At 41.6% G+C, this 22080-nt stretch carries 22 protein-coding genes and 3 pseudogenes; 23 read left to right on the top strand and 2 right to left on the bottom strand.

Annotation, left to right across the window (positions count from 1 at the left end; translation table 11 throughout):
- Positions 1-150: 150 nt before the first annotated feature.
- The 12 genes and pseudogenes from rimP (at position 151) to FC60_RS08100 (ending at position 9855) form a co-directional block, all read left to right on the top strand.
- Positions 151-630, top strand: a complete 480-nt coding sequence (rimP, locus tag FC60_RS08055; RefSeq protein WP_056937884.1) for a ribosome maturation factor RimP — start codon at positions 151-153, stop codon at positions 628-630.
- 15 nt (positions 631-645) lie between these two features.
- Entirely contained in the window at positions 646-1794 is a 1149-nt protein-coding gene (gene nusA, locus FC60_RS08060; protein ID WP_056937885.1) for a transcription termination factor NusA, read from the top strand.
- A gap of 17 nt (positions 1795-1811) precedes the next feature.
- Positions 1812-2111 (top strand): RNase P modulator RnpM, encoded by a 300-nt coding sequence (rnpM, locus tag FC60_RS08065; protein ID WP_007122632.1) that lies wholly within the window; start codon positions 1812-1814, stop codon positions 2109-2111.
- The gene (locus FC60_RS08070; protein WP_056937886.1) at positions 2104-2415 is read left to right on the top strand and encodes a YlxQ-related RNA-binding protein; all 312 of its coding nucleotides are present in this window, start codon (positions 2104-2106) and stop codon (positions 2413-2415) included. The genes rnpM and FC60_RS08070 overlap by 8 nt, the downstream gene beginning before the upstream one ends.
- A gap of 18 nt (positions 2416-2433) precedes the next feature.
- A pseudogene (locus tag FC60_RS09830) lies at positions 2434-2577 on the top strand (translation initiation factor IF-2 N-terminal domain-containing protein); the annotation flags it as partial.
- A 318-nt stretch (positions 2578-2895) separates the two neighbouring features.
- Positions 2896-4758 (top strand): annotated as a pseudogene (gene infB / locus FC60_RS08075) (translation initiation factor IF-2); the annotation flags it as partial.
- 12 nt (positions 4759-4770) lie between these two features.
- Positions 4771-5133, top strand: a complete 363-nt coding sequence (rbfA, locus tag FC60_RS08080; RefSeq protein WP_056937888.1) for a 30S ribosome-binding factor RbfA — start codon at positions 4771-4773, stop codon at positions 5131-5133.
- A gap of 62 nt (positions 5134-5195) precedes the next feature.
- Positions 5196-6095 carry a tRNA pseudouridine(55) synthase TruB gene (gene truB / locus FC60_RS08085; RefSeq protein ID WP_056937889.1) on the top strand — a complete coding sequence of 300 codons (900 nt, stop codon included), beginning with the start codon at positions 5196-5198 and terminating at the stop codon, positions 6093-6095.
- A gap of 10 nt (positions 6096-6105) precedes the next feature.
- Positions 6106-7047, top strand: coding sequence for a bifunctional riboflavin kinase/FAD synthetase (locus tag FC60_RS08090; protein WP_056937890.1), 942 nt, complete (start codon positions 6106-6108; stop codon positions 7045-7047).
- 213 nt (positions 7048-7260) lie between these two features.
- Positions 7261-8532: FAD-dependent oxidoreductase (locus FC60_RS08095; RefSeq protein ID WP_235806105.1), on the top strand; the 1272-nt coding region annotated here is incomplete at its 3' end.
- A 1-nt stretch (position 8533) separates the two neighbouring features.
- Positions 8534-9094 (top strand): annotated as a pseudogene (locus FC60_RS09710) (FAD-binding protein); the annotation flags it as partial.
- A 17-nt stretch (positions 9095-9111) separates the two neighbouring features.
- Entirely contained in the window at positions 9112-9855 is a 744-nt protein-coding gene (locus tag FC60_RS08100; protein ID WP_056937891.1) for an alpha/beta hydrolase, read from the top strand.
- Positions 9856-9908: 53 nt separating this feature from the next.
- On the opposite strand, the gene FC60_RS08105 is transcribed toward FC60_RS08100, so the two are convergent.
- The gene (locus FC60_RS08105) at positions 9909-10835 is read right to left on the bottom strand and encodes a LysR family transcriptional regulator (RefSeq protein ID WP_056937892.1); all 927 of its coding nucleotides are present in this window, start codon (positions 10833-10835) and stop codon (positions 9909-9911) included.
- Positions 10836-10970: 135 nt separating this feature from the next.
- Here FC60_RS08105 and FC60_RS08110 point away from each other — a divergent pair, with 135 nt between their 5' ends.
- The 10 genes from FC60_RS08110 to FC60_RS09505 all read left to right on the top strand — a co-directional run bounded on the left by FC60_RS08110 (position 10971) and on the right by FC60_RS09505 (position 20873).
- On the top strand, positions 10971-11843 hold the full coding sequence (locus FC60_RS08110) for a shikimate dehydrogenase (protein ID WP_056937893.1): 873 nt from the start codon (positions 10971-10973) through the stop codon (positions 11841-11843).
- Positions 11844-11871: 28 nt separating this feature from the next.
- Positions 11872-13071: an MFS transporter gene (locus tag FC60_RS08115; protein WP_056937894.1), complete on the top strand. Its 1200-nt coding sequence runs from the start codon at positions 11872-11874 to the stop codon at positions 13069-13071.
- Between the two features lie 11 nt (positions 13072-13082).
- A complete protein-coding gene (aroD, locus tag FC60_RS08120; protein ID WP_056937895.1) occupies positions 13083-13850 on the top strand; it encodes a type I 3-dehydroquinate dehydratase in 768 nt (255 codons plus the stop codon).
- 80 nt (positions 13851-13930) lie between these two features.
- Positions 13931-16204: an FAD-dependent oxidoreductase gene (locus FC60_RS08125; protein WP_056937896.1), complete on the top strand. Its 2274-nt coding sequence runs from the start codon at positions 13931-13933 to the stop codon at positions 16202-16204.
- A gap of 129 nt (positions 16205-16333) precedes the next feature.
- A complete protein-coding gene (locus FC60_RS08130) occupies positions 16334-17623 on the top strand; it encodes an SLC13 family permease (RefSeq protein WP_056937897.1) in 1290 nt (429 codons plus the stop codon).
- A gap of 9 nt (positions 17624-17632) precedes the next feature.
- Positions 17633-18472 (top strand): SDR family NAD(P)-dependent oxidoreductase, encoded by an 840-nt coding sequence (locus FC60_RS08135; protein WP_056937898.1) that lies wholly within the window; start codon positions 17633-17635, stop codon positions 18470-18472.
- A gap of 4 nt (positions 18473-18476) precedes the next feature.
- Entirely contained in the window at positions 18477-18938 is a 462-nt protein-coding gene (locus FC60_RS09790; RefSeq protein ID WP_338033683.1) for a shikimate dehydrogenase family protein, read from the top strand.
- Positions 18923-19345 (top strand): shikimate dehydrogenase, encoded by a 423-nt coding sequence (locus tag FC60_RS09795; RefSeq protein ID WP_338033684.1) that lies wholly within the window; start codon positions 18923-18925, stop codon positions 19343-19345. Before FC60_RS09790 ends, FC60_RS09795 begins: the two co-directional genes overlap by 16 nt.
- 166 nt (positions 19346-19511) lie before the next feature.
- Positions 19512-20645 (top strand): MFS transporter, encoded by a 1134-nt coding sequence (locus FC60_RS08145; RefSeq protein ID WP_056937899.1) that lies wholly within the window; start codon positions 19512-19514, stop codon positions 20643-20645.
- A gap of 87 nt (positions 20646-20732) precedes the next feature.
- The gene (locus FC60_RS09505) at positions 20733-20873 is read left to right on the top strand and encodes a hypothetical protein (RefSeq protein ID WP_153672819.1); all 141 of its coding nucleotides are present in this window, start codon (positions 20733-20735) and stop codon (positions 20871-20873) included.
- Positions 20874-20928: 55 nt separating this feature from the next.
- On the opposite strand, the gene FC60_RS08150 is transcribed toward FC60_RS09505, so the two are convergent.
- Complete coding sequence (locus FC60_RS08150; protein ID WP_056937900.1) at positions 20929-21300, bottom strand: hypothetical protein; 372 nt, start codon at positions 21298-21300, stop codon at positions 20929-20931.
- A gap of 124 nt (positions 21301-21424) precedes the next feature.
- Here FC60_RS08150 and hrcA point away from each other — a divergent pair.
- A partial coding sequence (hrcA, locus tag FC60_RS08155) for a heat-inducible transcriptional repressor HrcA (protein ID WP_082601376.1) occupies positions 21425-22080 on the top strand: 656 nt, incomplete at its 3' end.

Here is a 22080-nt window from a genome sequence, read left to right on the forward strand (position 1 = left end):
GGTTAACCTATGAAAACTTGACAGATACTCTGGGTAGTTAAAATTGCTAAATTAGTTTCCTTATGCTAAGATATTAACATGAAATAACTCGTCATGGGGGTGAGCAGCAATGCTCGCTCTTTTTATTGCAAATGAACGTGAGGTGACAATTTGAGTAACAATGACGTAATCGCTGCCGTCACAACCTTAGTGACCCCGATTTTGGATCAATATGATTTTGAATTATTTGATTTAGAATTTACCAAAGAGGGGCAAAGTTGGTATTTGCGAGTGTACATTGATAAACCGGGTGGCATTACCTTAGAGGATTGCGCAACGGTGAGTGATCAATTGAGCGAAGCACTTGATAATGTCGATCCTGATCCAATTCCGCAGGCCTATTTCTTAGAAGTATCGTCGCCGGGAGCAGAACGGCCTTTAAAACGAGAACGAGATTATGAAAATGCCCTCAATGAATACATTAATGTGTCCTTGTATCAAGCAATTGAAGGCAAAAAAGTATATGAAGGGACGTTAATCGAGTTGACACCAGATGAACTGACCCTTGATTATCTTGACAAAGCCCGCCATAAGCAAATAACCATTGATCGTCAAAAGATTGCCAAGGCACGCTTAGCGATAAAATTTTAATTACGGAGGATTATAATGGCAGTAAAGAAAAAAGACCGACTAGAATTACTGGAAGCAATGGACGTTTTGGAACGTGAAAAAGGGATCAAAAAAGAAATCATCATTGATGCTCTTAAAACGGCCTTGGTAAATGCTTACCAAAAGAATTACGACGATAGTAATGCTAACGTTGAAGTGGTAATTGATGAAAACACGGGTGCATACAAATTAATGGCCTTAAAGACCGTGGTCGATGAGGTTACCAACCCAGTTGAAGAAATCAGCTTGGCTGAAGCAACTTTAGTTAATCGTGGTTACGAAGTTGGTGACCAATTCCGGGTTGAAGTAACGCCTCGTGACTTTGGTCGAATCGCCGCCCAAACAGCCAAGAACGTGGTTTTACAAAAACTACGCGAAGAAGAACGTCGAGTGGTATATGAAAAGTACAACCGTCTGCAAGATGACTTGATTAATGGGACGGTTTCGCGAGAAGACAGTCGTTATATTTACGTTGACCTAGGTGATGGGGTTGAAGCAGCGATGAATATTCGGGACCGGATGCCCAATGAAAATTATCGAATTGGTGACCGGATTGAGGTTTACGTGACCCGGGTCAGTGAAAACACGCGGGGACCACAAGTCTTTGTTAGTCGGACAGCACCAGATCTCTTAAAGCGGCTTTTTGAAAAAGAAGTTCCTGAAATTAGTGAAGGGTTAGTCGAAGTTAAAGGAATTGTTCGGGAAGCCGGCGATCGGGCTAAAATCGCTGTTTTCTCACGGGATGAAGATATTGACCCAGTTGGGACTTGTGTAGGACCGCGTGGTACGCGGGTGCAAACGATTGTGAACCAACTTGGTGGCGAAAATATCGATATTGTTAAGTTCGAAGAAGAACCAGAACAGTTCATTCGCAATGCCCTAAACCCAGCTGAGGTTCAAGCTGTTATTTTTGATGAAAATAATGGTGAAGTTGAAGAAATGGGTGTTGATGAAGAAGGTAATGAACGTGATCCACGGATCCATCGTGGTTGTACCGTGATTGTACCGGATGATCAATTATCCTTAGCGATTGGGAAGCGGGGACAAAATGTTCGTTTAGCTGCTCAATTGACGGGTTACAAGATTGACATCAAGCCATACTCGGAAGTGGCGGAAGATTATCAAGAAGAAGAAACGGCTGAATAAAGCAACGGGGTGAAAAAATGAAACAGCGAAAAATACCGATGCGTAAAGACGTAGTGACCGGTGAAATGGTTCCGAAGCGACAATTAATTCGGGTGGTCCGGAATAAAGAAAATGAAGTTTCGCTGGATCCAACCGGCAAGAAACCAGGACGGGGAGCTTATGTCTCAATTGACGTGAAGGTTGCCCAAAAGGCCAAACAGAAACGAACCTTTGATAAGGTCTTTGATGTTCAATTATCCGACGAATTCTATGATGAATTAATCGCGTATACTGATCACCAACAAGCCCGGCAAGAACTTTTTGGTCAAAATGATTAATAGAGATCAAAAAATACTAAATCTCTTAGGGTTAGCGCGGCGGGCCGGCGAATTAGTAACCGGCGAAGAAATGGTCTTAAAAAGCATCCAACACGGTCAAACGAAATTAGTTTTTCTCGCGCAAGATGCGGGAATCGCAACTCAAAAAAAGTTTCGCGATAAATGCCAATCTTATCAAGTCACCTTATGCCAACGGTATACACGGAACGAATTAAGCCAAGCCATTGGTCAATCGCGCAGTGTTTTAGCAATAACCCAAATGGGCTTTACCAAAAAAATGAACCAATTATTGAATCAAAATTAACACAAGGAGGGTGAGTGTATGGCTAAAGAACGTATTTATGAATTAGCAAAAGAACTCAACGTACCTAGTAAAGAAATCGTGGCCAAGGCCAAAGCAGCGGGGATGGATGTTAAGAGCCATATGTCCTCAGTCAGCACTGAAGAGGCGCAACAATTACGACAGAGCTTTACTAGGTCAGCCGCTGAAAAGAAATCCGCTCCAAAAGAGAAACAAGCTTCGCAAGCAAAAGTTAAACCGGCGAAAAAGTCTAACGAGCAGCAAAAAACAAGTCAGCGAGCAGCAGCAGACAATAAATCTAATGCTCAATCTAGCAACAATGAACATCACCAACGGCGCCAAAAGCCAGACGGTCAAAATAACCAAAACAATCAAAACAAGTCTAACCAAGGTAACCAAAACAATAACCGTAACCGGAATCGGAACAACAATAATAACAATTCCAACAACGGTGGGAATGGGGCTCACTGGTTTGATAATGGGAATGGTAAGAAGAATAAGAAGGGTAAAAAGGGCAAGAAGAACCGTAATCAACGGATGAAGAATACGGCACCAAAGCAACCTACCCAACGCAAAGAATGGCCATTACCAGAAGTGTTGGAATACACGGAAGGTATGAACACCCAAGATTTGGCCAAAATCTTACACCGGTCGTCAGCTGAAATTATTAAGAAGTTGTTCATGCTCGGGGTCATGGTTAACCAAAACCAATCGCTTGATGCAGATACCATCGAAATTTTAGCGGCTGATTATGGAATCGAAGCTAAAGAAAAAGTCCAAATTGATGTGGCTGATATTGATCACTTCTTCGATGAAAAAGTTGATAACCAAGAAAACCAAGTGCCACGCCCGCCGGTTGTGACAGTTATGGGACACGTTGACCATGGGAAGACGACCTTGCTGGACCAAATTCGACACTCCCATATTACTGCTGGTGAAGCCGGTGGGATTACCCAAGCGATCGGGGCTTACCAAGTTCGCTACAATGACAAGATGATTACCTTCTTGGATACTCCAGGACACGCGGCCTTTACGGAAATGCGGGCTCGGGGTGCGAACATCACGGACCTGACGGTTCTAGTGGTTGCCGCTGATGATGGGGTGATGCCACAAACGATCGAAGCCATTAACCATGCCAAGGCAGCTGAAACGCCAATTATCGTGGCGGTCAACAAGATTGATAAGCCTGGGGCTAACCCTGATCACGTGACGGAACAATTGACGGAATATGGTTTAATTCCTGAAGATTGGGGTGGTGACACCATCTACGTGCCAGTTTCTGCCAAGTTTAACAAGAATATTGATGAATTGTTAGACATGATTCTTCTGCAATCAGAAGTGATGGAATTAAAGGCTAACCCTGATCAAAATGCGGCCGGAACCGTGATTGAAGCACGGCTAGATCACGGTCGTGGATCCGTGGCCACTTTGTTGGTTCAACAAGGGACGCTGCATGTTGGGGACCCAATTGTGGTTGGTGATACTTATGGCCGGGTTCGGACGATGACCAACGAAAACGGTCGCGAAATGAAGAAGGCCACGCCATCAACTCCAGTCGAAATTACGGGATTAAATGACGTTCCTCAAGCCGGGGATAAGTTCGTGGTCTTTGATGATGAAAAGACGGCCCGGGCCGCTGGTGAAGAACGGGCTAAGCGGGCCGCTGATCGGCAGCGGCAACAAACGTCTCATGTGACCCTTGATAATCTGTTTGCAACAATGAAGCAAGGTGAAATCAAGAGTTTGCCAGTAATTATTAAGGCTGACGTCCAAGGTTCCGTTGAAGCTCTAGCTCAATCTCTACAAAAGATTGACGTAGATGGGGTTCAAGTTGATATTATTCATAAAGCCGTTGGGGCCATCAGTGAATCAGATGTTAAGCTAGCGGAAGCTTCCAATGCCATTATCGTCGGTTTTAACGTTCGCCCAACGCCAATTGCGAAGAACGAATCTGAAGCAAACAACATTGACATTCGACTTCACCGGGTGATCTACAATGCCATTGAGGAAATTGAAGATGCCATGAAGGGGATGCTTGAACCAGTCTTTGAAGAAGAAGTGATTGGTCAAGTTGAAGTTCGGCAAATCTACAAGGCTTCGAAGATTGGTACAATCGCTGGGGGGATGGTAACTTCTGGTCGAATTACACGGAATTCAAAGGTTCGTTTAATTCGTGATGGAGTTGTTGTTTATGAAGGTGAATTGGGTAGCCTGAAGCGGTTCAAAGATGATGCCAAGGAAGTTAAAGCTGGTTACGAATGTGGATTAACAATTGAAAACTACAATGACATCAAAGAAATGGATGTTATTGAAGCATACGAAATGAAAGAAGTACCAGTTAAGTAAGGAGGTTCGATAATGCCGAGTAAACAATTTCGGGTCGAACGTCTCGCCCAACAAATTCAACGTGAAGTTGATGATATTTTATTAAAACGGGTCCGGGATCCACGGGTCCAAGGGGTAACGATCACCGGTGTAGATGTGACTGGTGATTTACAACAAGCAACCATCTACTATAGCTTGTTATCTGAATATGCTTCTGATGGCCAAAAAGCCCAAGCTGGTTTGGATAAGGCTAAGGGCTTAATTCGCTCAGAGTTAAGCTCTCGCCTCAACATTTTTAAAGCCCCTCAATTGATTTTTAAGCGGGATCCATCGATTGAATATGGAAATCGAATTGATGAATTATTAAATAAATTACATCGTGAAAATCAGTTATAAGAAAGCAAACTCCCAAGCTCAATCATGGACTTAGGAGTTTAGTTGTGAATGGAGGAGTTCAAATGGATGGAATTATTCCCTTATATAAAGAGCGTGGGATGACCAGCTTTGATTGTGTCAGTCGCTTGCGACGGATTTTACATACTAAAAAGATTGGTCATTCGGGGACCTTGGACCCCAATGTGGATGGGGTCTTACCAATTTGTGTTGGTAATGGCACTAAGGTTGTCGAATACCTAATGAATTCCGGAAAAGAATACGTGGGGGAAGTACTGATTGGTCAGGCAACAACGACGGAGGACTTGGATGGTGAATTAGTGGAAACTAAGACAGTCCCTCAAGCTATTCCGGCGGCGCAGATCCAAGCCGTGATGGACCAAATGACTGGTCAAATCACTCAGATTCCACCCATGTACTCGGCGGTAAAGGTCAAAGGTAAGCGACTTTATGAATACGCCCGGGCAGGTGAAACGGTCGAAAGGCCCCAACGGCAGGTGACGATATCGTCCTTTCGCTTGATTTCAACGGATTATGATGAAAGTAGCCAAACACAACGGGCTCGGTTTGTGGTAGCCTGTAGTAAGGGAACTTATGTCCGAACTTTGGCGGTTGATTTGGCCAAACAACTAGGCTATCCTGGGGTCATGAGTCAATTAACCCGGAAAAAGAGCGGTGGCTTTGAAATTGATCAGACGCTTAGTTTGGCTGATGTTCAAGATATGGTGTCTGAAGAAATGATGGGGCGTTATATTTACCCAGTGGACTATGCTTTAAAGGATCTACCACACCATGAATTATCGGCGGATCAATGGTCTGGCGTGCAAAATGGTGTTTGGCTTAAAGCTAACGAGTTGTCTACAGATGCGAAGCGAGTAGTCTTAACTTACCGTGATGATGCCAAAGCGATTTACCAATATCGGGATCAGGTTTATAAACCAGAGAAAATGATTTCAACGAAGTAAGGAGCATAGAATGCAAGTAGTTCATTTACATTATCCAATTAACTTGCAACGAGTGGCTAAAAACCCACTTGTTTTAGCAATGGGATTTTTTGATGGAGTTCATCGCGGTCACCAGGCAGTCATTCAACGCGCAAAGCAGGAGGCAGATTACCGAAAACTTCCCTTAGCCGTTTTAACCTATGACAAGTTTCCGGGCATCGTCTATCAATCAATTCCCGGGCGCTTTCATTATTTGACTACCCTGGAACGGAAGGTAGAATTACTTGAACAGCTTGGCGTGGATCTGGTTTACGTCATGGATTTCACTTCCCATTTGGGAGCTTTGCGACCGCAAGAATTTGTGGATGATATCCTATTAAAAATGCATGTTAAAGTCGTGGTAGCTGGTTTTGATCATACCTATGGTGATCATCAAGTTGCGACCATGGAACGTTTAACTAGCTTTGCTCAGGGCCGCTTTGAAGTAGTTACGGTTGATAAGTTCACTGACGATCAATCGAGTGAAAAGATCTCGTCAACGCGAATTCGTCAAGCTATTGATGAAGGATTAGTCGAACAGGCAAATGAACTTCTGGGTTATCATTATCAGACCCATGGGATTGTCGTCCATGGTTTTGCCCGTGGGCGAACGATTGGTTTTCCGACTGCTAATGTTCAATGGAATATTGATGAACGCTTACCAGCAGTGGGCGTTTATGCAGTTCGTTTTAGGGTGAATCAAGTTTGGTATCAGGGGATGGCCAGTGTCGGCTATAATGTTACCTTTGGTGATAACCATGAAAAAACGATAGAAGTTTTCTTGTTTGACTTTAATGACCAAATTTATGGTGAACAGGTCACGGTTGAATGGGTTCAACGACTTCGCGGAGAAATTAAATTCGCGGGAGTTGAGGAACTCGTGGCCCAACTTCAACAAGATGAAGTGGATTCGCGAGAAATTTTAGCTAATTAAGATCAATGAGACCTGAAAGAACCTAATTGACGGTTTTTCAGGTCTCATTTTTTGATGTCACTAGTATAAAGCATGCTCACGAGTCTAACCGGTTTGTTTTGTATTCTATTTTGCATTTCAATCAGTGTTGACCAGAATAATCACTTGTCACCTTTGTGTAAAAAGGAGCATAATTAAGTTAGTAACAAATTCACAAATAAGGATGGTGGCAACATGAAAGCGGGAACATATCACGTAAAAGCAAAGGGACATGGATCGTCATTCATGCCTATGGAAGTTACTATTGACCAAGATCGAATTGTGTCCGTACAAGTCGATGCTAAAGGAGAAACTAAAGGTGTAGCCGACGAAGTCTTTAAGCGAGTTCCGCAAGCGATTGTGGATGGACAAACCCTGAATGTTGATACGGTGGCCGGAGCCACGATTTCTAGTCATGGGGTGATTGATGGAGTGGCCCAAGCTATTAAACAAGCGGGCGGCGATCCTGCTCAGTGGCAAACGAAGGCAGTTAATAAGTCCCAAGCTCAGGACCAAGAGTTGACGACCGATGTTGTTGTTGTCGGGGCTGGAGGAGCTGGTTTAGCGGCGGCGGTTAAAACAGTTGAACTTGGCCATCAAGTTGTGGTCTTAGAAAAGTTTCCACAAATTGGGGGGAATACGACCCGGGCAGGTGGTCCTTTAAATGCGGCTGATCCAGTATGGCAAAAGGAATTTCATGATCTACCAGGGGAAAAAGAAACCTTGACAGAATTGATGAACTTGTCGGTGGATGAGATCGATCCGGAATACCAAGCTGATTTTCGACAATTACAAGCGCAAATTAAGGAGTACTTAGCGTCGGGTGCAGATTATCTCTTTGATTCTGTTCTCTTGCATGAAATTCAAACCTACCTTGGGGGAAAACGAACGGACCTTAAGGGCAATACTATTTATGGAAAGTATCCATTAGTTCATAAGTTGGTAGCTAATGTCTTAGATTCAGTGCATTGGCTACAAAAACTCGGTGTGGAATTCGATCAAACAGAAGTCACGGAACCAGTTGGGGGTCTTTGGCGGCGTGGCCATAAGCCAGTGGAGCCAATGGGCTATGCCTTCATTCACGTTTTGGGCGACTGGCTGGCACAACGCCAAGTGCCAGTTTTGACAGAGACTAAAGCCCAACATCTCCTGATGGAGCATGGTCAAGTGGTTGGGGTTCAGGCTCAAAAGGTGGACGGAAGTCAAGTGACGGTGCACGCTAAAGCGGTCATTTTAACAGCTGGTGGTTTTGGAGCTAATACTAAAATGGTCCAACAATATAATACTTATTGGTCAGCAATTGATGATGATATTGCGACAACCAACTCTCCAGCCATTACTGGTGATGGAATTCAGTTAGGGACCGAAGCCGGGGCTGATCTAGTTGGGATGGGCTTTATCCAATTAATGCCAGTCTCCGATCCCGTTACTGGAGAATTATTTACGGGCTTACAAACCCCACCGGCGNGCTGAACGGGATACTCTTGCAAAAGCCGCAATTGATAATGGGGGACTCTTCTACCTAATTGCGGATGACAAGATTAAGGAAACGGCTTATAACACCAGTCAGGAATCTATTGATGCTCAGGTGGCAGCGGGAACTTTGTATCGTGACGATACTTTGGCAGGTTTGGCTAAACAAGTCGAGATGGATCCAGCAACCTTAGTGGAAACAATTGACAAATATAATTCTTATGTCGAGCAAGAAAATGATCCTGAATTCCATAAAAATGTCTTTGGTTTAAAATGTGTTCAAGCACCATTCTACGCTACGCCACGTAAACCCGCCATTCACCATACCATGGGGGGCTTAGTGATTGATGACCAAGCGCACGTTCTAAATGGGCAAGGTCAAGTTATCAGTGGCTTATATTCAGCTGGTGAAAATGCCGGAGGCCTGCATGCTGGTAATCGATTAGGTGGCAATTCTCTTGCTGATATTTTCACTTTTGGACGGATTGCGGCAGAAACGGCGGTCTCGGATAAGGTCGCAGTGGATACAAATGCGAGTGCTTCGGTGCATGAATAGATTGAGAAGGCAATAATATGGAAAAAGATATTATTATTAAACGTGACGGATTAAACCTTGCTGCTAAAGTTTCCTTTCCCGATCAAGATCAATATGACGTGGCAATTTTGGCCTATGGATTTGTGGGGATGATGGATCCCAAAGTTAATGACCTTTTACCAGTTTTAGCACAAAAGCTGCAAGCATTAGGGATTGGAACCGTTCGATTTGACTTTAATGGCCACGGCTTAAGTGATGGCCCCTTAGCTAGAATGTCCATTTATAACGAACTAGAAGATTATGAAGCCGTCATGGAATATGTTTTAGAATTACCCCAATTACGCCATTTGTACCTAATTGGGCATTCCCAAGGCGGCGTTTTGTCAGCGATGATGGCCGGCTTTTATCCTGATAAGGTAGATAAATTAGTCTTAATGTCTTCAGCGGCTACTCTAGTTGATGATGCTAAACTAGGAACTTGTATGGGGGTAGATTATGATCCTGACAAGGTTCCGGCCGAACTTGACTTTGGTGATTTTAAAGTTAATGGTTGGTATTTCAGAACTGCCAAATTCATTAATACTTATGAAGTGGCAGACAATTATCAGGGACCAGTTTTAATTCTTCATGGTCAAGATGATCAAATTGTTAATAACTATGCTTCAACGCGTTTTCATGCCATTTATAAGCATAGTGAACTACATTTGATTCCTGAAAGTGATCATGGCCTTCATCAGAACCGGGATGAGGTTTATCAACTGGTTACTAATTTTATTCAATAATCGAAATGAGGATGGGAAGATACGTAAATTGTTCTTCTCATCCTCATTTTCGTTTATAACAGCAAGCCTTTATCAACATACCGTTGGTGACAATAATTAGTAATGTAGTTTCTTAATCTAACGGCATAAGGAGTTAATAAATGCTCGCGTTTAGTTACTAAATATAATTTATGAATTACTTGATTATCTTCAAGGTGTTTTAACACCACATCTTGATCTACTAAAGTGGTATTAGGCGTTAGGGCAATGCCTAAACCGTGTTTGACAAAGCCAATCACGCTTTGATCTTCTTCTAATTCATATTGAAAATCAGGTGTGGTGTGATGCTGTTCCAAGATTTCGTTCATTAATACTCGAAGTCCACTAAGATATGAATATGCGATAAAAGGTTGATCGTTCAGATCACTGACGTGGACGTGCCTCTTTTTGGCTAAGGGATGCTTTGCCGGAACAGCCAGAACGATCTCTTGATTCAATAAGGGCGTAAATTGAAAAATATTATTAGTCGGTCGGCCATCTAATTGATCCGCAAATGTACAGATTACCAGGTCCGTTTTCTCATCTTCCAAGTCACGTAATACCTGATAGGTATTGTCTTGGATCATGTCCACATGGATATTTTGATTTTGTTTAATGCTAAAAAAGGCCTTTAAAAGTGAAGGAACTAATTCTTCTCCAAGGGTATAGGTAAATTCAAAGGAAACCTGTCCACTACTAGGATCCATCAATTGATTAACCAGGCTTTTGGTATATTCAAGATTGGTGACGGAAGATTTAATATAAGGAAGAATTAGTTCACCAATTTTAGTTAACTTTATGTTGCGGCCGTTGGGTTCAAAGAGCGGGCTACCTAATTCATTTTCTAATTTACGAATGGCATAACTCAAACTAGGTTGTGAGATGTTTAAATTAGCGGCTGCTTTTCCCATGTGTTGGGTCCGGGCTAATTCGATAAAAAAAGTTAAATGACGTAAGTTCATTGACATATTTCCCCATATCCATAATTGATAAAAGAATTCTATCTATTTTTAGATATTATATTATTTATTTTGATTGATGTAAACGGTAGCATTATATGTGAAGTAAGTAACAATTATCCGAAAGAGGTATAAATCATGTTAAATGAATTAGATGGACACACAATTTTAATTGGTTTAATGGCGTACCCAATCCGTCATTCGATGTCACCAACAATGCATAACCACGCTTTTCACAAGCTTGGTTTGAATTATGCATATTTGGCTTTTGAAATTGATAATGAAAAGTTACCAGGGGCCATTGATGCCATTCGGACGTTAGACATGCGGGGATCCAATATTTCCATGCCAAACAAGCAAAAGGTGATTCCATACTTGGATAAGCTAGATCCTGCTACCGAAATGATTGGTGCCGTTAACACCGTGGTTAACGACAACGGTGTCTTGACTGGTTATACGACAGATGGGATTGGTTTCATGAAGTCACTAGACGTTGATGGAATTAACATTCGTGGTCAAAAGATGGTCTTGGCTGGTGCTGGTGGTGCTGCTACTGCGATTGCTGTTCAAGCCGCTTTGGATGGGGTTAAGGAAATGTCAATCTTTAACCGGGATGATGAATTCTGGGAAAGTGCTAAGCACAACGTTGAAATCATCAACGAAAAGACTGATTGTCATGCGACCTTACACCGTTTAGAAGACCAAGAAGATTTCAAGAGTGAAATTGACAGTGCCTTCATCTACTGTGATGCAACTAGTGTTGGGATGAATCCATTACAAGATCAAACTTTGGTAACTGATCCAAGTTGGTTCCGCAAAGATCTAGTGGTTTATGACACGGTTTACGCTCCACGGACAACTAAGTTGATGGAAGTGGCTGAAGAAGCCGGGGTAGAACATGTCTACAATGGTTTAGGAATGATGATCTACCAAGGTGCGGCAGCCTTCAAGCTATGGACTGGTGAGGACATGCCAGTTGATTACATTAGCGAAGTAATCTTCGGCGAATAATAAAAATCATTCATATTAGAGGTAAATCATGAAAAATAAATACATGCCAACAGCGATTAGCTTGTATCTTAACTACTTCATCCATGGGATGGGGGTAATTATCTTAGCACAAAACATGACTTCCTTAGCCCAAAAGTGGGGCACTAATGTCGGGGGAGTTTCAATGGTTATTTCCTCACTAGGAATTGGTCGTTTAATTGTGCTCTTAATTTCGGGTTATCTTTCTGATAAGCTTGGCCGGAAACCTTTCGTTATTTTAGGTGCCGTAACTTATATTTTATTCTTTGTCGGTATTGTTGCTAGTTCTTCAGTAGTAATTGCCTACATTTGTGGGATTATTGCTGGGATGGCTAATTCCTTCTTGGATTCAGGGACTTATGCCGGATTAATGGAAATGTTCCCAACTAAGAAAGGAACTTCTAACGTTACTTTAAAGGCCTTTATTTCAGCAGGTCAATTCTTGCTACCATTAATGGTTAGTTTCCTTGTTGCAAATCACCTTTGGTTTGGTTGGTCATTCGTTTTCTGTGCTGTTTTCCTAGCTTTAAACCTTTGTTTCATGATTCCAGCTGGGAAATTTCCTCCAGTTGGGACGGATGTAGAAGTTGAAGAAAATGGTGAAGAAGAGGAAGTTACGGAACAAAAGGGTAACCTTTGGTTTGATGGAACGCTCTTCATTCTATATGGATATATTTCACAAACGACTTTCTATTTAGTCAGTCAATGGGTTTCTGAATATGGGTCACAAGTTGCTCATATGGGGAGCACAGCGGCGCACTCCTTAGTAAGTTACTACAGCCTAGGATCAATTATCTGTGTATTGTTTACGGCGGTTCTTTCAGCTAAGGCAGTTAAAGAAGTACAATTCTTAAGTGTTTACACGTTAATTTCTTTTGTGGCCTTACTATTAATGTACTTATTCCCAACCGGGGTAATTTGTTCAATTATGTCATTTGTTGTTGGATTCTCTGCTGCTGGTGGGGTAATGCAACTTGGTTTAACGGTTATGGCTGATTTCTTCCCGAAAGGAAAAGGAACGGTTACCGGGATCTTCTATACAGCGGGATCTATCGCATCATTTACAGTGCCGATTTTCACTGGGATGATGGCTTCAAACCTTTCAAACGTTATTTTATTTGATGTGATTGTTGCCTTATTAGGATTTGTAGTGACAACTTTAATCACGATTCGCTACTACAAGTTATTCGGTAAGAAAGCTAAGGCTTAAGGAGATACAAAATGACAGAATTTAAAACTGTAAAACTACGGAATGTAGTTTTAGGTGAAGGTCGTCCTGCGATTGCAGTACCAATTACTGGTAAAACAGTGGATGATATTGTTAGCCAAGCTCAAGAAATTGTTCAAACAGCTACAGATTTAGTTGTTGAATGGCGGATTGACTTCTTTGAAGGAGTTGAAGATGCCGATCAATTAACTGCTGCTGGGAAGCAATTGCGCGAAACGATTGGCGATGTTGTGCTCTTAACCACTTTCCGGACTAAGGGTGAAGGTGGAGAATTATCCCTTGATGATGAAAAATACTTTGCAATTTGTGAAAATGTTTTAGTTGGTGGATATACTGATGCATTAGATCTTGAACGTTTCCATGATGAAAGTTCTGTAAAGAATCTTATCGAAAAAGCTCATCAAAATGATGTTAAGATCGTGATGAGTAATCATGATTTTGATAAGACACCAGAAGAAGATGAGATCGTTAGTCGTTTAGAAAGTATGAAAGCCCTCGGTGCTGATGTTGCTAAAATTGCCGTGATGCCAAATTCAGTTGAAGACGTTTTAGTATTATTAAATGCGACGCGGCGGGCTTCATTGAGTTTACAAAGTCCGGTTATTACGATGTCAATGGGTGATCTTGGTAAAGTTTCACGCATTGCGGGTGAGGTCTTCGGATCTACTTTAACCTTTGGGACGATTGGTGCAGCCTCGGCTCCTGGTCAAGTATCTTATGATCATTTAAAGCAAGATTTAGCAGATTTAAAATTAAGTTAAGACATAACGTGAAAAATTAAGGTTCGCCTTAATTTTTCATTTGTTTAACAGACATTCAACAGATTAAAGGAGAAACAATTTTGAGTAACGAAAAGAAAATTCTCGGAGAAGCTCAAGGTCACAATGGCTTAATCCAATACGAAATTGATGTAAATGATAACAAGATTAATGATTTAAAGATCCTGAAGCACTCTGAAACGGGTGGGATTTTTGGACAAGTAATCGAAAAATTAAAGGATAGTGTGGTTGAACAACAATCCTTTGATGTGGACGCTGTTAGTGGGGCCACTGATATGACCCAATCAATCCTTGATTCCGCTAAAGAAGCTGTTAACAAAGAAGGGGTTCAATTAACGCCACATTTGAAGCCAAAGAAAGGCAAAGAAACCCAATACTACAATACCGATGTTGTCGTGATTGGTGGTGGGGAAGCCGGACTTGTTGCTGGTGCACGTGCTTTGAAGCTTGGTAAGAAGGTTATCTTAGTCGAAAAGAATGGTTACCTTGGTGGAGCCACTATCTTAAATGGGTCCAATGTTACAGGTACTGGTTCGAAGGTCTCTGCTGCAATTTTTGGCGACAATGGTGATTCTCCAGCTCGTTTAGCAGAAGATACATCTCGGGAAAGTAAAAATACAAACTATCCTGATATGACCAATTTAATGGTACAAAATATTGGTCCTGCCATCGATTTTATTAGTGCATTTGCTGATTTACATTATCAAAAAGCACAAACGCAAACAGTTGAACATAGTGTTGAACGTCAGATTGAATTGCCATCAGCAAGCAGCTATGAATTTATTGATAAGGTATCGAAAGCCTTTGAAGCCAATGGTGGTCAAATCTTGCTGGATACGAAGGTAATCCGGATGCTTAAGGATGCTAATAATCAAGTTAGCGGAGTTATTGCTGAACATAATGGCGATCGGGTAGTTGTGGCTGCTAAATCAGTGGTTTTAGCCTCTGGTGGTTACGGTGCTAATCAAGCCATGCGTGGTGAAGAAAGTAAAGGTATCGATTACTACGGACCAATGACCGCAACTGGTGATGCTTATGCTTTCAATGAAGGACTCGATCTGAAGACTCATGACATGGGTTGGTACAAGATTTATCCTCATGGGGTAGAAACTGAACCGGGAATTGCTAAATTGACCACTTATGCATCTAAGAAGTCCACGGACTTAGGTGGCATTTACGTTAATTCTGAAGGTCACCGGATCGTTAATGAATCAGCTCCATATACTGACTTCCGGGATGCCATTTTAGCCCAACCAGATCGCATTGCCTACATGTTAATGGACGAACGGACTTGGAAGGAAGTTCATGAATTATTAGTATTGCATGACTTCCAAGAAAAAGAATTGCAAAAGTTCTTTGATGAAAAAGGACAAAGCCCAGTCTTTGTGAAGGGTTCATTAGCTGAAGTAGCTGCTGAAGCTGGCGTTAACTATGGCGAATTACAAAAGACCGTGGATGAATATCAAAAGAATGCCGCTGAAGGGGTTGATCCTGAATTCCATCGGGATGCTAAATTCCTTCACCCATTTGAAGGTGACGTTTTCTACTTAGTTGAACAACGAGGACGGTTTGCGACGACTCTTGGTGGATACTCGGTTGATACACGGACCTTACAATTGGTAAATAAGGACGATGAAGATGTGCCTAACTACTTTGCTGCTGGTGAAGTGGCCGGTGGGGCCAATGGTCATGACTCCATGCCAAGTATGATGAACACTTGGGGGATTTCATCTGGTTACTTTGCTGGTTTACAAGCTAGTCAAAATGCAGATCAACGGGATCAAACTCCAGCTAGTGAGTTACCTACTTTGGCTTTAGTAGTTGGTACGAATGCAAGTAAGACATATAACCGGATGTTAGCGCGGTACATGAAGGATATGTTCTACTTGAAGGCTAAGATTGATGTCCTAGAAATTAAGGATGTCCCAATGTTCAATGAAGACTTAGTCAAGGATGAACCGGCAGCGGTAACTGAAATCGCTGATAAAATCGAAGCCGCTGATGGGGTTATTATTGCAACTCCTGAATATGACCATGCAGTTCCAGCTGCTTTGAAGAGTGTGCTTGAATGGTTATCATGTGAACGTCATTCCTTGAAAGATAAGAAAGTGATGATTGTAGGGGCTTCCCTAGGAATTCAGGGGACTGTTCGGGCTCAAACGAATCTTCGTCAGGTTCTGGATTCACCAGGTGTGGATGCTTTTGTTATGCCAGGACATGAATTCATGATGGCGAAGGCCCCAACCCAATTTGATGAAAATGAAAGTATCAATAATTATGGGACGATGTCATTCCTTGACTTCTGTTTCAGTTCATTCTTGTCATTCCTAAAATAGTTAAGATTAGGCAAAAATAAAGATCTCCGGCATTTGGATTAACAATGGTAATCTAAATGTTGGGGATTTTTTTCACAAATATATTGTATAATAGTGAACAAAGAATAAAAGTCATGTGGAGGTTGTTTTATGTATATCACATGGATGGCAATTGCCTTAATTGCAATTGTGGTTTTGACCGTGGTGACGGACAAGGTGCCGTTTAATTTCGTTTTATTAATTGTACCAATTATCTTTGCTTTAATTTTAGGCCACAGTTTAACAAAGATTAGTACTTTTGTGTTGGCGCAATTTAGTTCGTTAATGCAAAGTGCTGGTTTTATGCTGTTGTTTGCCTTTTTGTATTTTCAAATGCTCACCGATAGTGGCATGTTTGATACCATTGTGACTTGGATAACTAGTAAGTTAAAAATCAATGCGATCGTTTTGATTATTTTAACTACGGTTATTGGAGCCTTTGCCATTTTAACTGGTAATTTTACTCCAGCCTATTTGGTAACTTTCCCAATGTTAATGCCCTTGTATGAGCGATTTAATTTTGATAAAGGGGATGCCTTTATCATTGCGCAAACGGCAATGTCAGCCATGTGCTTTATTCCTTGGGGAATTGGGATGGCTTATACGGCCTCTTCGGCTGGCTTAAGCGCAACTGCCTTGTCTAAAGCTGCAATTCCATGGGCACTGTGTTTTATTCCAGTGATTATTGCGCAATGGTTCTTTTTCGCTTGGCGTCACAAGAAAATCAATGGGACTTTTGGTGAAATTGAACAAACGACTGAGTCTGTTCAACAAAAAGAAGCCACTGGTTTGGAACGGCCAAAGTTATTTTGGATCAATGTCTTGTTCTTTATCATTACCATGGGCGCTTTAATTTATGGGATTCCACCATACCTGGTCTTCATTGTTTCAACGGTTGTGACTGCCATGATTAATTACCCTAAAGATTATGGGAAGATTTTCGCCAAAGTCGGTCCAATGTACCTTAATATTTTGGTAATGTTGCTAGCTATTAACATGTATCAAGCTGTCTTTAATAATACTGGAATGGTCGATGCCCTTTCCAAGAGTTTGATGCAATATGCACCAAGCTTCTTATTGAAGTACCTTAGTATGATTTTATTGGCTTTATGTACTATTATTATTTACTTTGTTCCTTTCCAAATTTTTAATGCCTTATATCCAATTTTTATTACCTTAGGTGCTTCCTTTGGGGTTCCAGCAGTGGCGGTCATTGCCCCATTTGTATGTAATCTATCCTTGGCTACTTCAGTTACGCCGACGAACTCGTCGACTTATGTGGGGACTGGTTTATTGGAAATCGAACCAGAAGCATATACAAAACGAGCGATGCCGATCATGACCGTTACAAACCTTTTAGTGATGTTGGTTGCTTTGGCCTTTGGCGTTATGAAATTCTAGGAGGTTCTCATGGATGATTCATGGTTAGGATTACAGGATAAGGTGATTGTGGTAACTGGTGCTGGTGGTGGAATGGGAACAAAATTCTGCCATGATTTAGCGCAACAAGGGGCACGCTTAGTTTTGATTGATCTATCAGCTGAGCAAATCACTGATTTAGCAAATGAGTTAACTAATCAATACGGCGTGCAAGTGCTACCCTTGGTCGTTAACGTGACCGATGAACAACAAGTGGATCAAGCGGTTACCAAAACGATCGCTACTTTTGAACGGGTTGATGTTGTGGTTAATACGGCAGCCATTCTACATTTTTCGCCCCTTGAAGATTTATCCTTAGAAGAGTGGAATAAGGAATTGAATGTTAATTTAACTGGTTATTTTCTCGTTTCACAACTGTTTGGCCGTCAAATGATTAAGCAACATCATGGTACTTTTGTTCATATTTCAACCGTAGCCGCACAGTTCCCGGAAACCTACAGTGCAGCATACAGTACCACTAAAGCTGGTGTAGACATGTTGTCAAAGCAAATGGCAGCGGAATGGGGACAATTTGGGGTGCGGAGTAACTGTGTCCGTCCTTGCTTAGTTAAGACGCCAATGTCAGCTGGTTTCTATGCTGATCCAAAGGTTGAACAAGGGCGGAGTCGGTTGGTGGCTAGTCGACGAATTGGTAACTTGGATGATATTTCTAATACTGTCTTATTTATGGCTAGCGATCGCTCTGATTATTTAAATGGTGAGCTGATTAACGTTGATGGAGGAATTAACGTGATGATGCAAGATATGATCCCTAAACCTGGTGGTCGGCGGCAATATGCGATCGATCATCGATATGATCATAAAGGATAAATGTATGTTAGAAGATATTAATGGACACACGCGCTTATTAGCCTTTATTGCAGATCCAGCTGAACATACCTTATCACCACGAATGCACAACTATAGTTTTGAGAAGTATGGGATTAATTATGTTTATTTAGCTTTTCAGATTAACCAGACAACGATTGAACAAGCCGTTAATGCGATCCGGACTTTAGATTTTCGTGGAGTCAATCTATCAATGCCTAATAAGCAGGTCGTCGCTAAGTATTTAGATCGGATCGATCCAGTAGCTGAATTAGCCAATTCTGTTAATACGATCGTCAATGATAATGGCTTTTTAACCGGTTATACCACGGACGGAAGAGGATTTATGAACGCCCTACGTGATCGTCAGGTCGATTATCAAGGCAAGACGATGACCATGCTTGGTTGCGGGGGAGCTGGCATGCCAATTGCTGTCCAAGCGCATTGGATGGAATGGAAAAGATTGTGATTTTTAACCGGGTGACTGATCCACAATGGGAGCCGGCTAAGCGTCAGATTGCCTTACTTAATCAAAAAATGAAATGTCAAATTGAGTTAGTTGATTTAGCTGACCAAACCTATTTAAAAAGCTCAATCGAAAATAGTCAAATTCTCTGTAATGCCACCAGTGTGGGGATGGGGAAATTGGCAGACTTATCGTTAGTTAATGATCCATCGTGGTTTCATTCTGACATGGTAGTAGTTGATGCGGTCTATGAACCCCGTGAGACGAAGTTGATGCGGATTGCCGAGTCAGCGGGGGTTGAACATGTGTTTAATGGCTTAGAATTATTGATCCAACAGGGTGCCGAATCATTTAAACTCTGGACTGGTCATGAGATGCCGATTGATGAAGTCCGGAATTTATTAAACTAATTTAAAAAACGAAACTGGCAAATGAACAAAGTGAAATGCTCATTTACTAGCTTCGTTTTTTGCTTTATAAATTATTTCTAATATCTAGGATTGATAAAATCAGGTACTGGGACTAGAATGGCTACAATGTTATGTGTGTACTCACTATCATAGGAGGCATCAGAGTATGGAGAGTGCAGAAGATAGTAGCTGGAATCCGCGCTATAAGCGAAATGTAATTGTTTATTTAGTTGTTTATGGGATTTTAGGTGGGGTGACCGGGATCAACAATAATGAACTCTTGTCCTATCTCCAGATTATTTCCCCAAGCATTGTGGCTGGAATTACCATGTGTTCATCAATTGTGGCTTTTTTAACGGCGGCTTCAATTATGACGGTTCATTGGCTGGGATACCGAAAATTAATGTTAATCGCACCACCGGTGACTATCTTATCAATCGTTATTATGACCGCAAGTAAATCAGTGGTGGTCGTAGTTGGTGCGTATATCGTTAGTCAGCTCTTCATTGGCCTTTATGATATTTTGTATCCCATCATGTTTGCGTCTTACGTTCCTAAAGATAAACAGACTAAACTATTTACGGCCGTATTAATTGATAATTTGGCTTGCCAATCGGTTGTGACCTTATTTGCCGGGAACTTTGTGGTTTGGCTATTTGGCAAACTAGCCCATCTTAAATATTCACTCGCTTCATATTGGTCGGGTTATCAAAGTCAGATGAGTGCCAATATGTTAAGTCATTATACCCAAGCGTATCGAGTGGTTCTTTGGCTAGCAGCGGCAATGATGGCGATTGCTTTTTTCATCAGTTTTTTGATGAAAGATCAAAAGAGTGACTATCAATCCACCGCCAGTCAGGAATCCAAGCAAGGTCTAACGTTACGGACTTTGAAGGGCTTAATGACTAAACCGGTTTTGGTCTTTTTAACCTTTATTGCCATCGTGCATTTAGGCGCGATGCTGGTAACGCCTTTTATTCCGATTTATTTAAATAACTACTTACATATTCCGCGGGGGATGACCGCTAACATTAATACGATCCAAACAGCTGCAATGTTCATTGGATATTTTGGTGCCCCATGGCTAGAGAAAAAATTTGGGACCGTGGTCAGTATTGGTTTAACGACCATTGTTTGTGCCCCCTTAATGATTACTTTAGGTTTTGGGAGCGCCTTGGGGACTGGATCAACCTTAGTTGTGACGGTCATGATTGTTTACTTCTTACGGTCAGGGATTGCTAATGCGGCAATGCCAATTCAAAACACTTTGCAAATGTCGATTGTAGATAAAGATTTATGACCAGCTATCACCGCTTTAACCCAGATTGTGATGGCGATCGTCTCTTTCATTGATGGATTGTTTACTGAATTCTACTTATTCAGGACAATGAGTGGTTATGCAACGGCTTACTATATTGCCAGTGGCCTTTATATTGTAGGGAGTGTCATTTTAATTATCTTCTTGACCAAACAATATAATCGCAAAAATCAAGTAGTCGACATTACTAAAGAAACAGTTGAAGATTAAAAAATCAGGCAGGGGCCGAAACGAATAAGTTTCAGCGCCTGCCTTATTGTTGATGCTAGTGACGAGTTCCCCGATGACTACTCCCGCCCTTAATTTTATGAACCTTAGTTTTAAATTTTGGTTGTACGGTCGATAATTTAAAGTTTTTCATTCTTCCTTGGAATGGTTTGCCAGTCAATTTGGCATTCGTCCACGATCGCATGACGGCAGTCATTGAATCAATGTGGGCAAGTTGGTCCGGTTCATCGCGTTGGGCGGTTGATTTCAAATCAGATTGCAGGCGAAAGATTAGATTATTATGGTAAGCTAGTAACTCGTTAGTTAAAGGTTCATTCCGATAAGAATTAAATAAGGACTGAATTAACACTAAGGATTCATGAACAGATTTAGGTTGAATATAACGATTGGTTGCTTGTTTACTTGTCATATGGGAGCCTTTCAAAATTAGTTTGACTTTTGTTGACTTTTATTGACATTTCTAAATTGGGTTGGTATATTATATATAGTTTTTAGCACTTGAACTTGACGAGTGCTAAAAGGAAGTGATGAGATTGCTAACCAAACGTCAAGAAGAAATCCTTCGTGCAGTTGTTCGTCAATATACTACCACGGGACAACCGGTGGGATCAAAAGGATTAGTCGATCAATTGCCAATGAAGGTTAGTTCCGCTACCGTACGTAATGAAATGGCGACGCTCGAAAAAGATGGTTACTTATTGAAGCAGCATTCTTCTTCGGGGCGAATTCCATCCAAGCTCGGCTATCGGTACTATGTTGATAATTTGTTAGATCAACATGCGGTGACTTCCAATGATTTGAGTGTCATTCAACAATCATTGGGAGCTGAATTTCATAAAATTGATGAGATTATCTCGCAATCGGCTGACATATTATCAAAGTTAACTTCATATACAACCTTCACGATTCGACCTGATCAGCGAGAGCAACATTTAGGGGGCTTTCGAATGGTTCCCTTGGGAAATCATCAGGTGATGGGGATCTTAGTGACTGATAGTGGAGACGTGGAGAACCAAGTCTTTACGATCCCAGCTGAGATTAATCCAGAAACTTTAGAAAAAGTAATTCGTCTGATTAATGATCAGTTGAAGGGTTTGCCCCTAGTGGAGGTCATGCATCGCTTACAAACGGATATTCCATTAAAGATGGCGCGTTACCTTAACCAACCAGAAGGTTTTCTTGATTTGTT

This window comes from Limosilactobacillus gastricus DSM 16045 (assembly GCF_001434365.1).
In the GTDB taxonomy this organism is placed as follows: domain Bacteria; phylum Bacillota; class Bacilli; order Lactobacillales; family Lactobacillaceae; genus Limosilactobacillus; species Limosilactobacillus gastricus.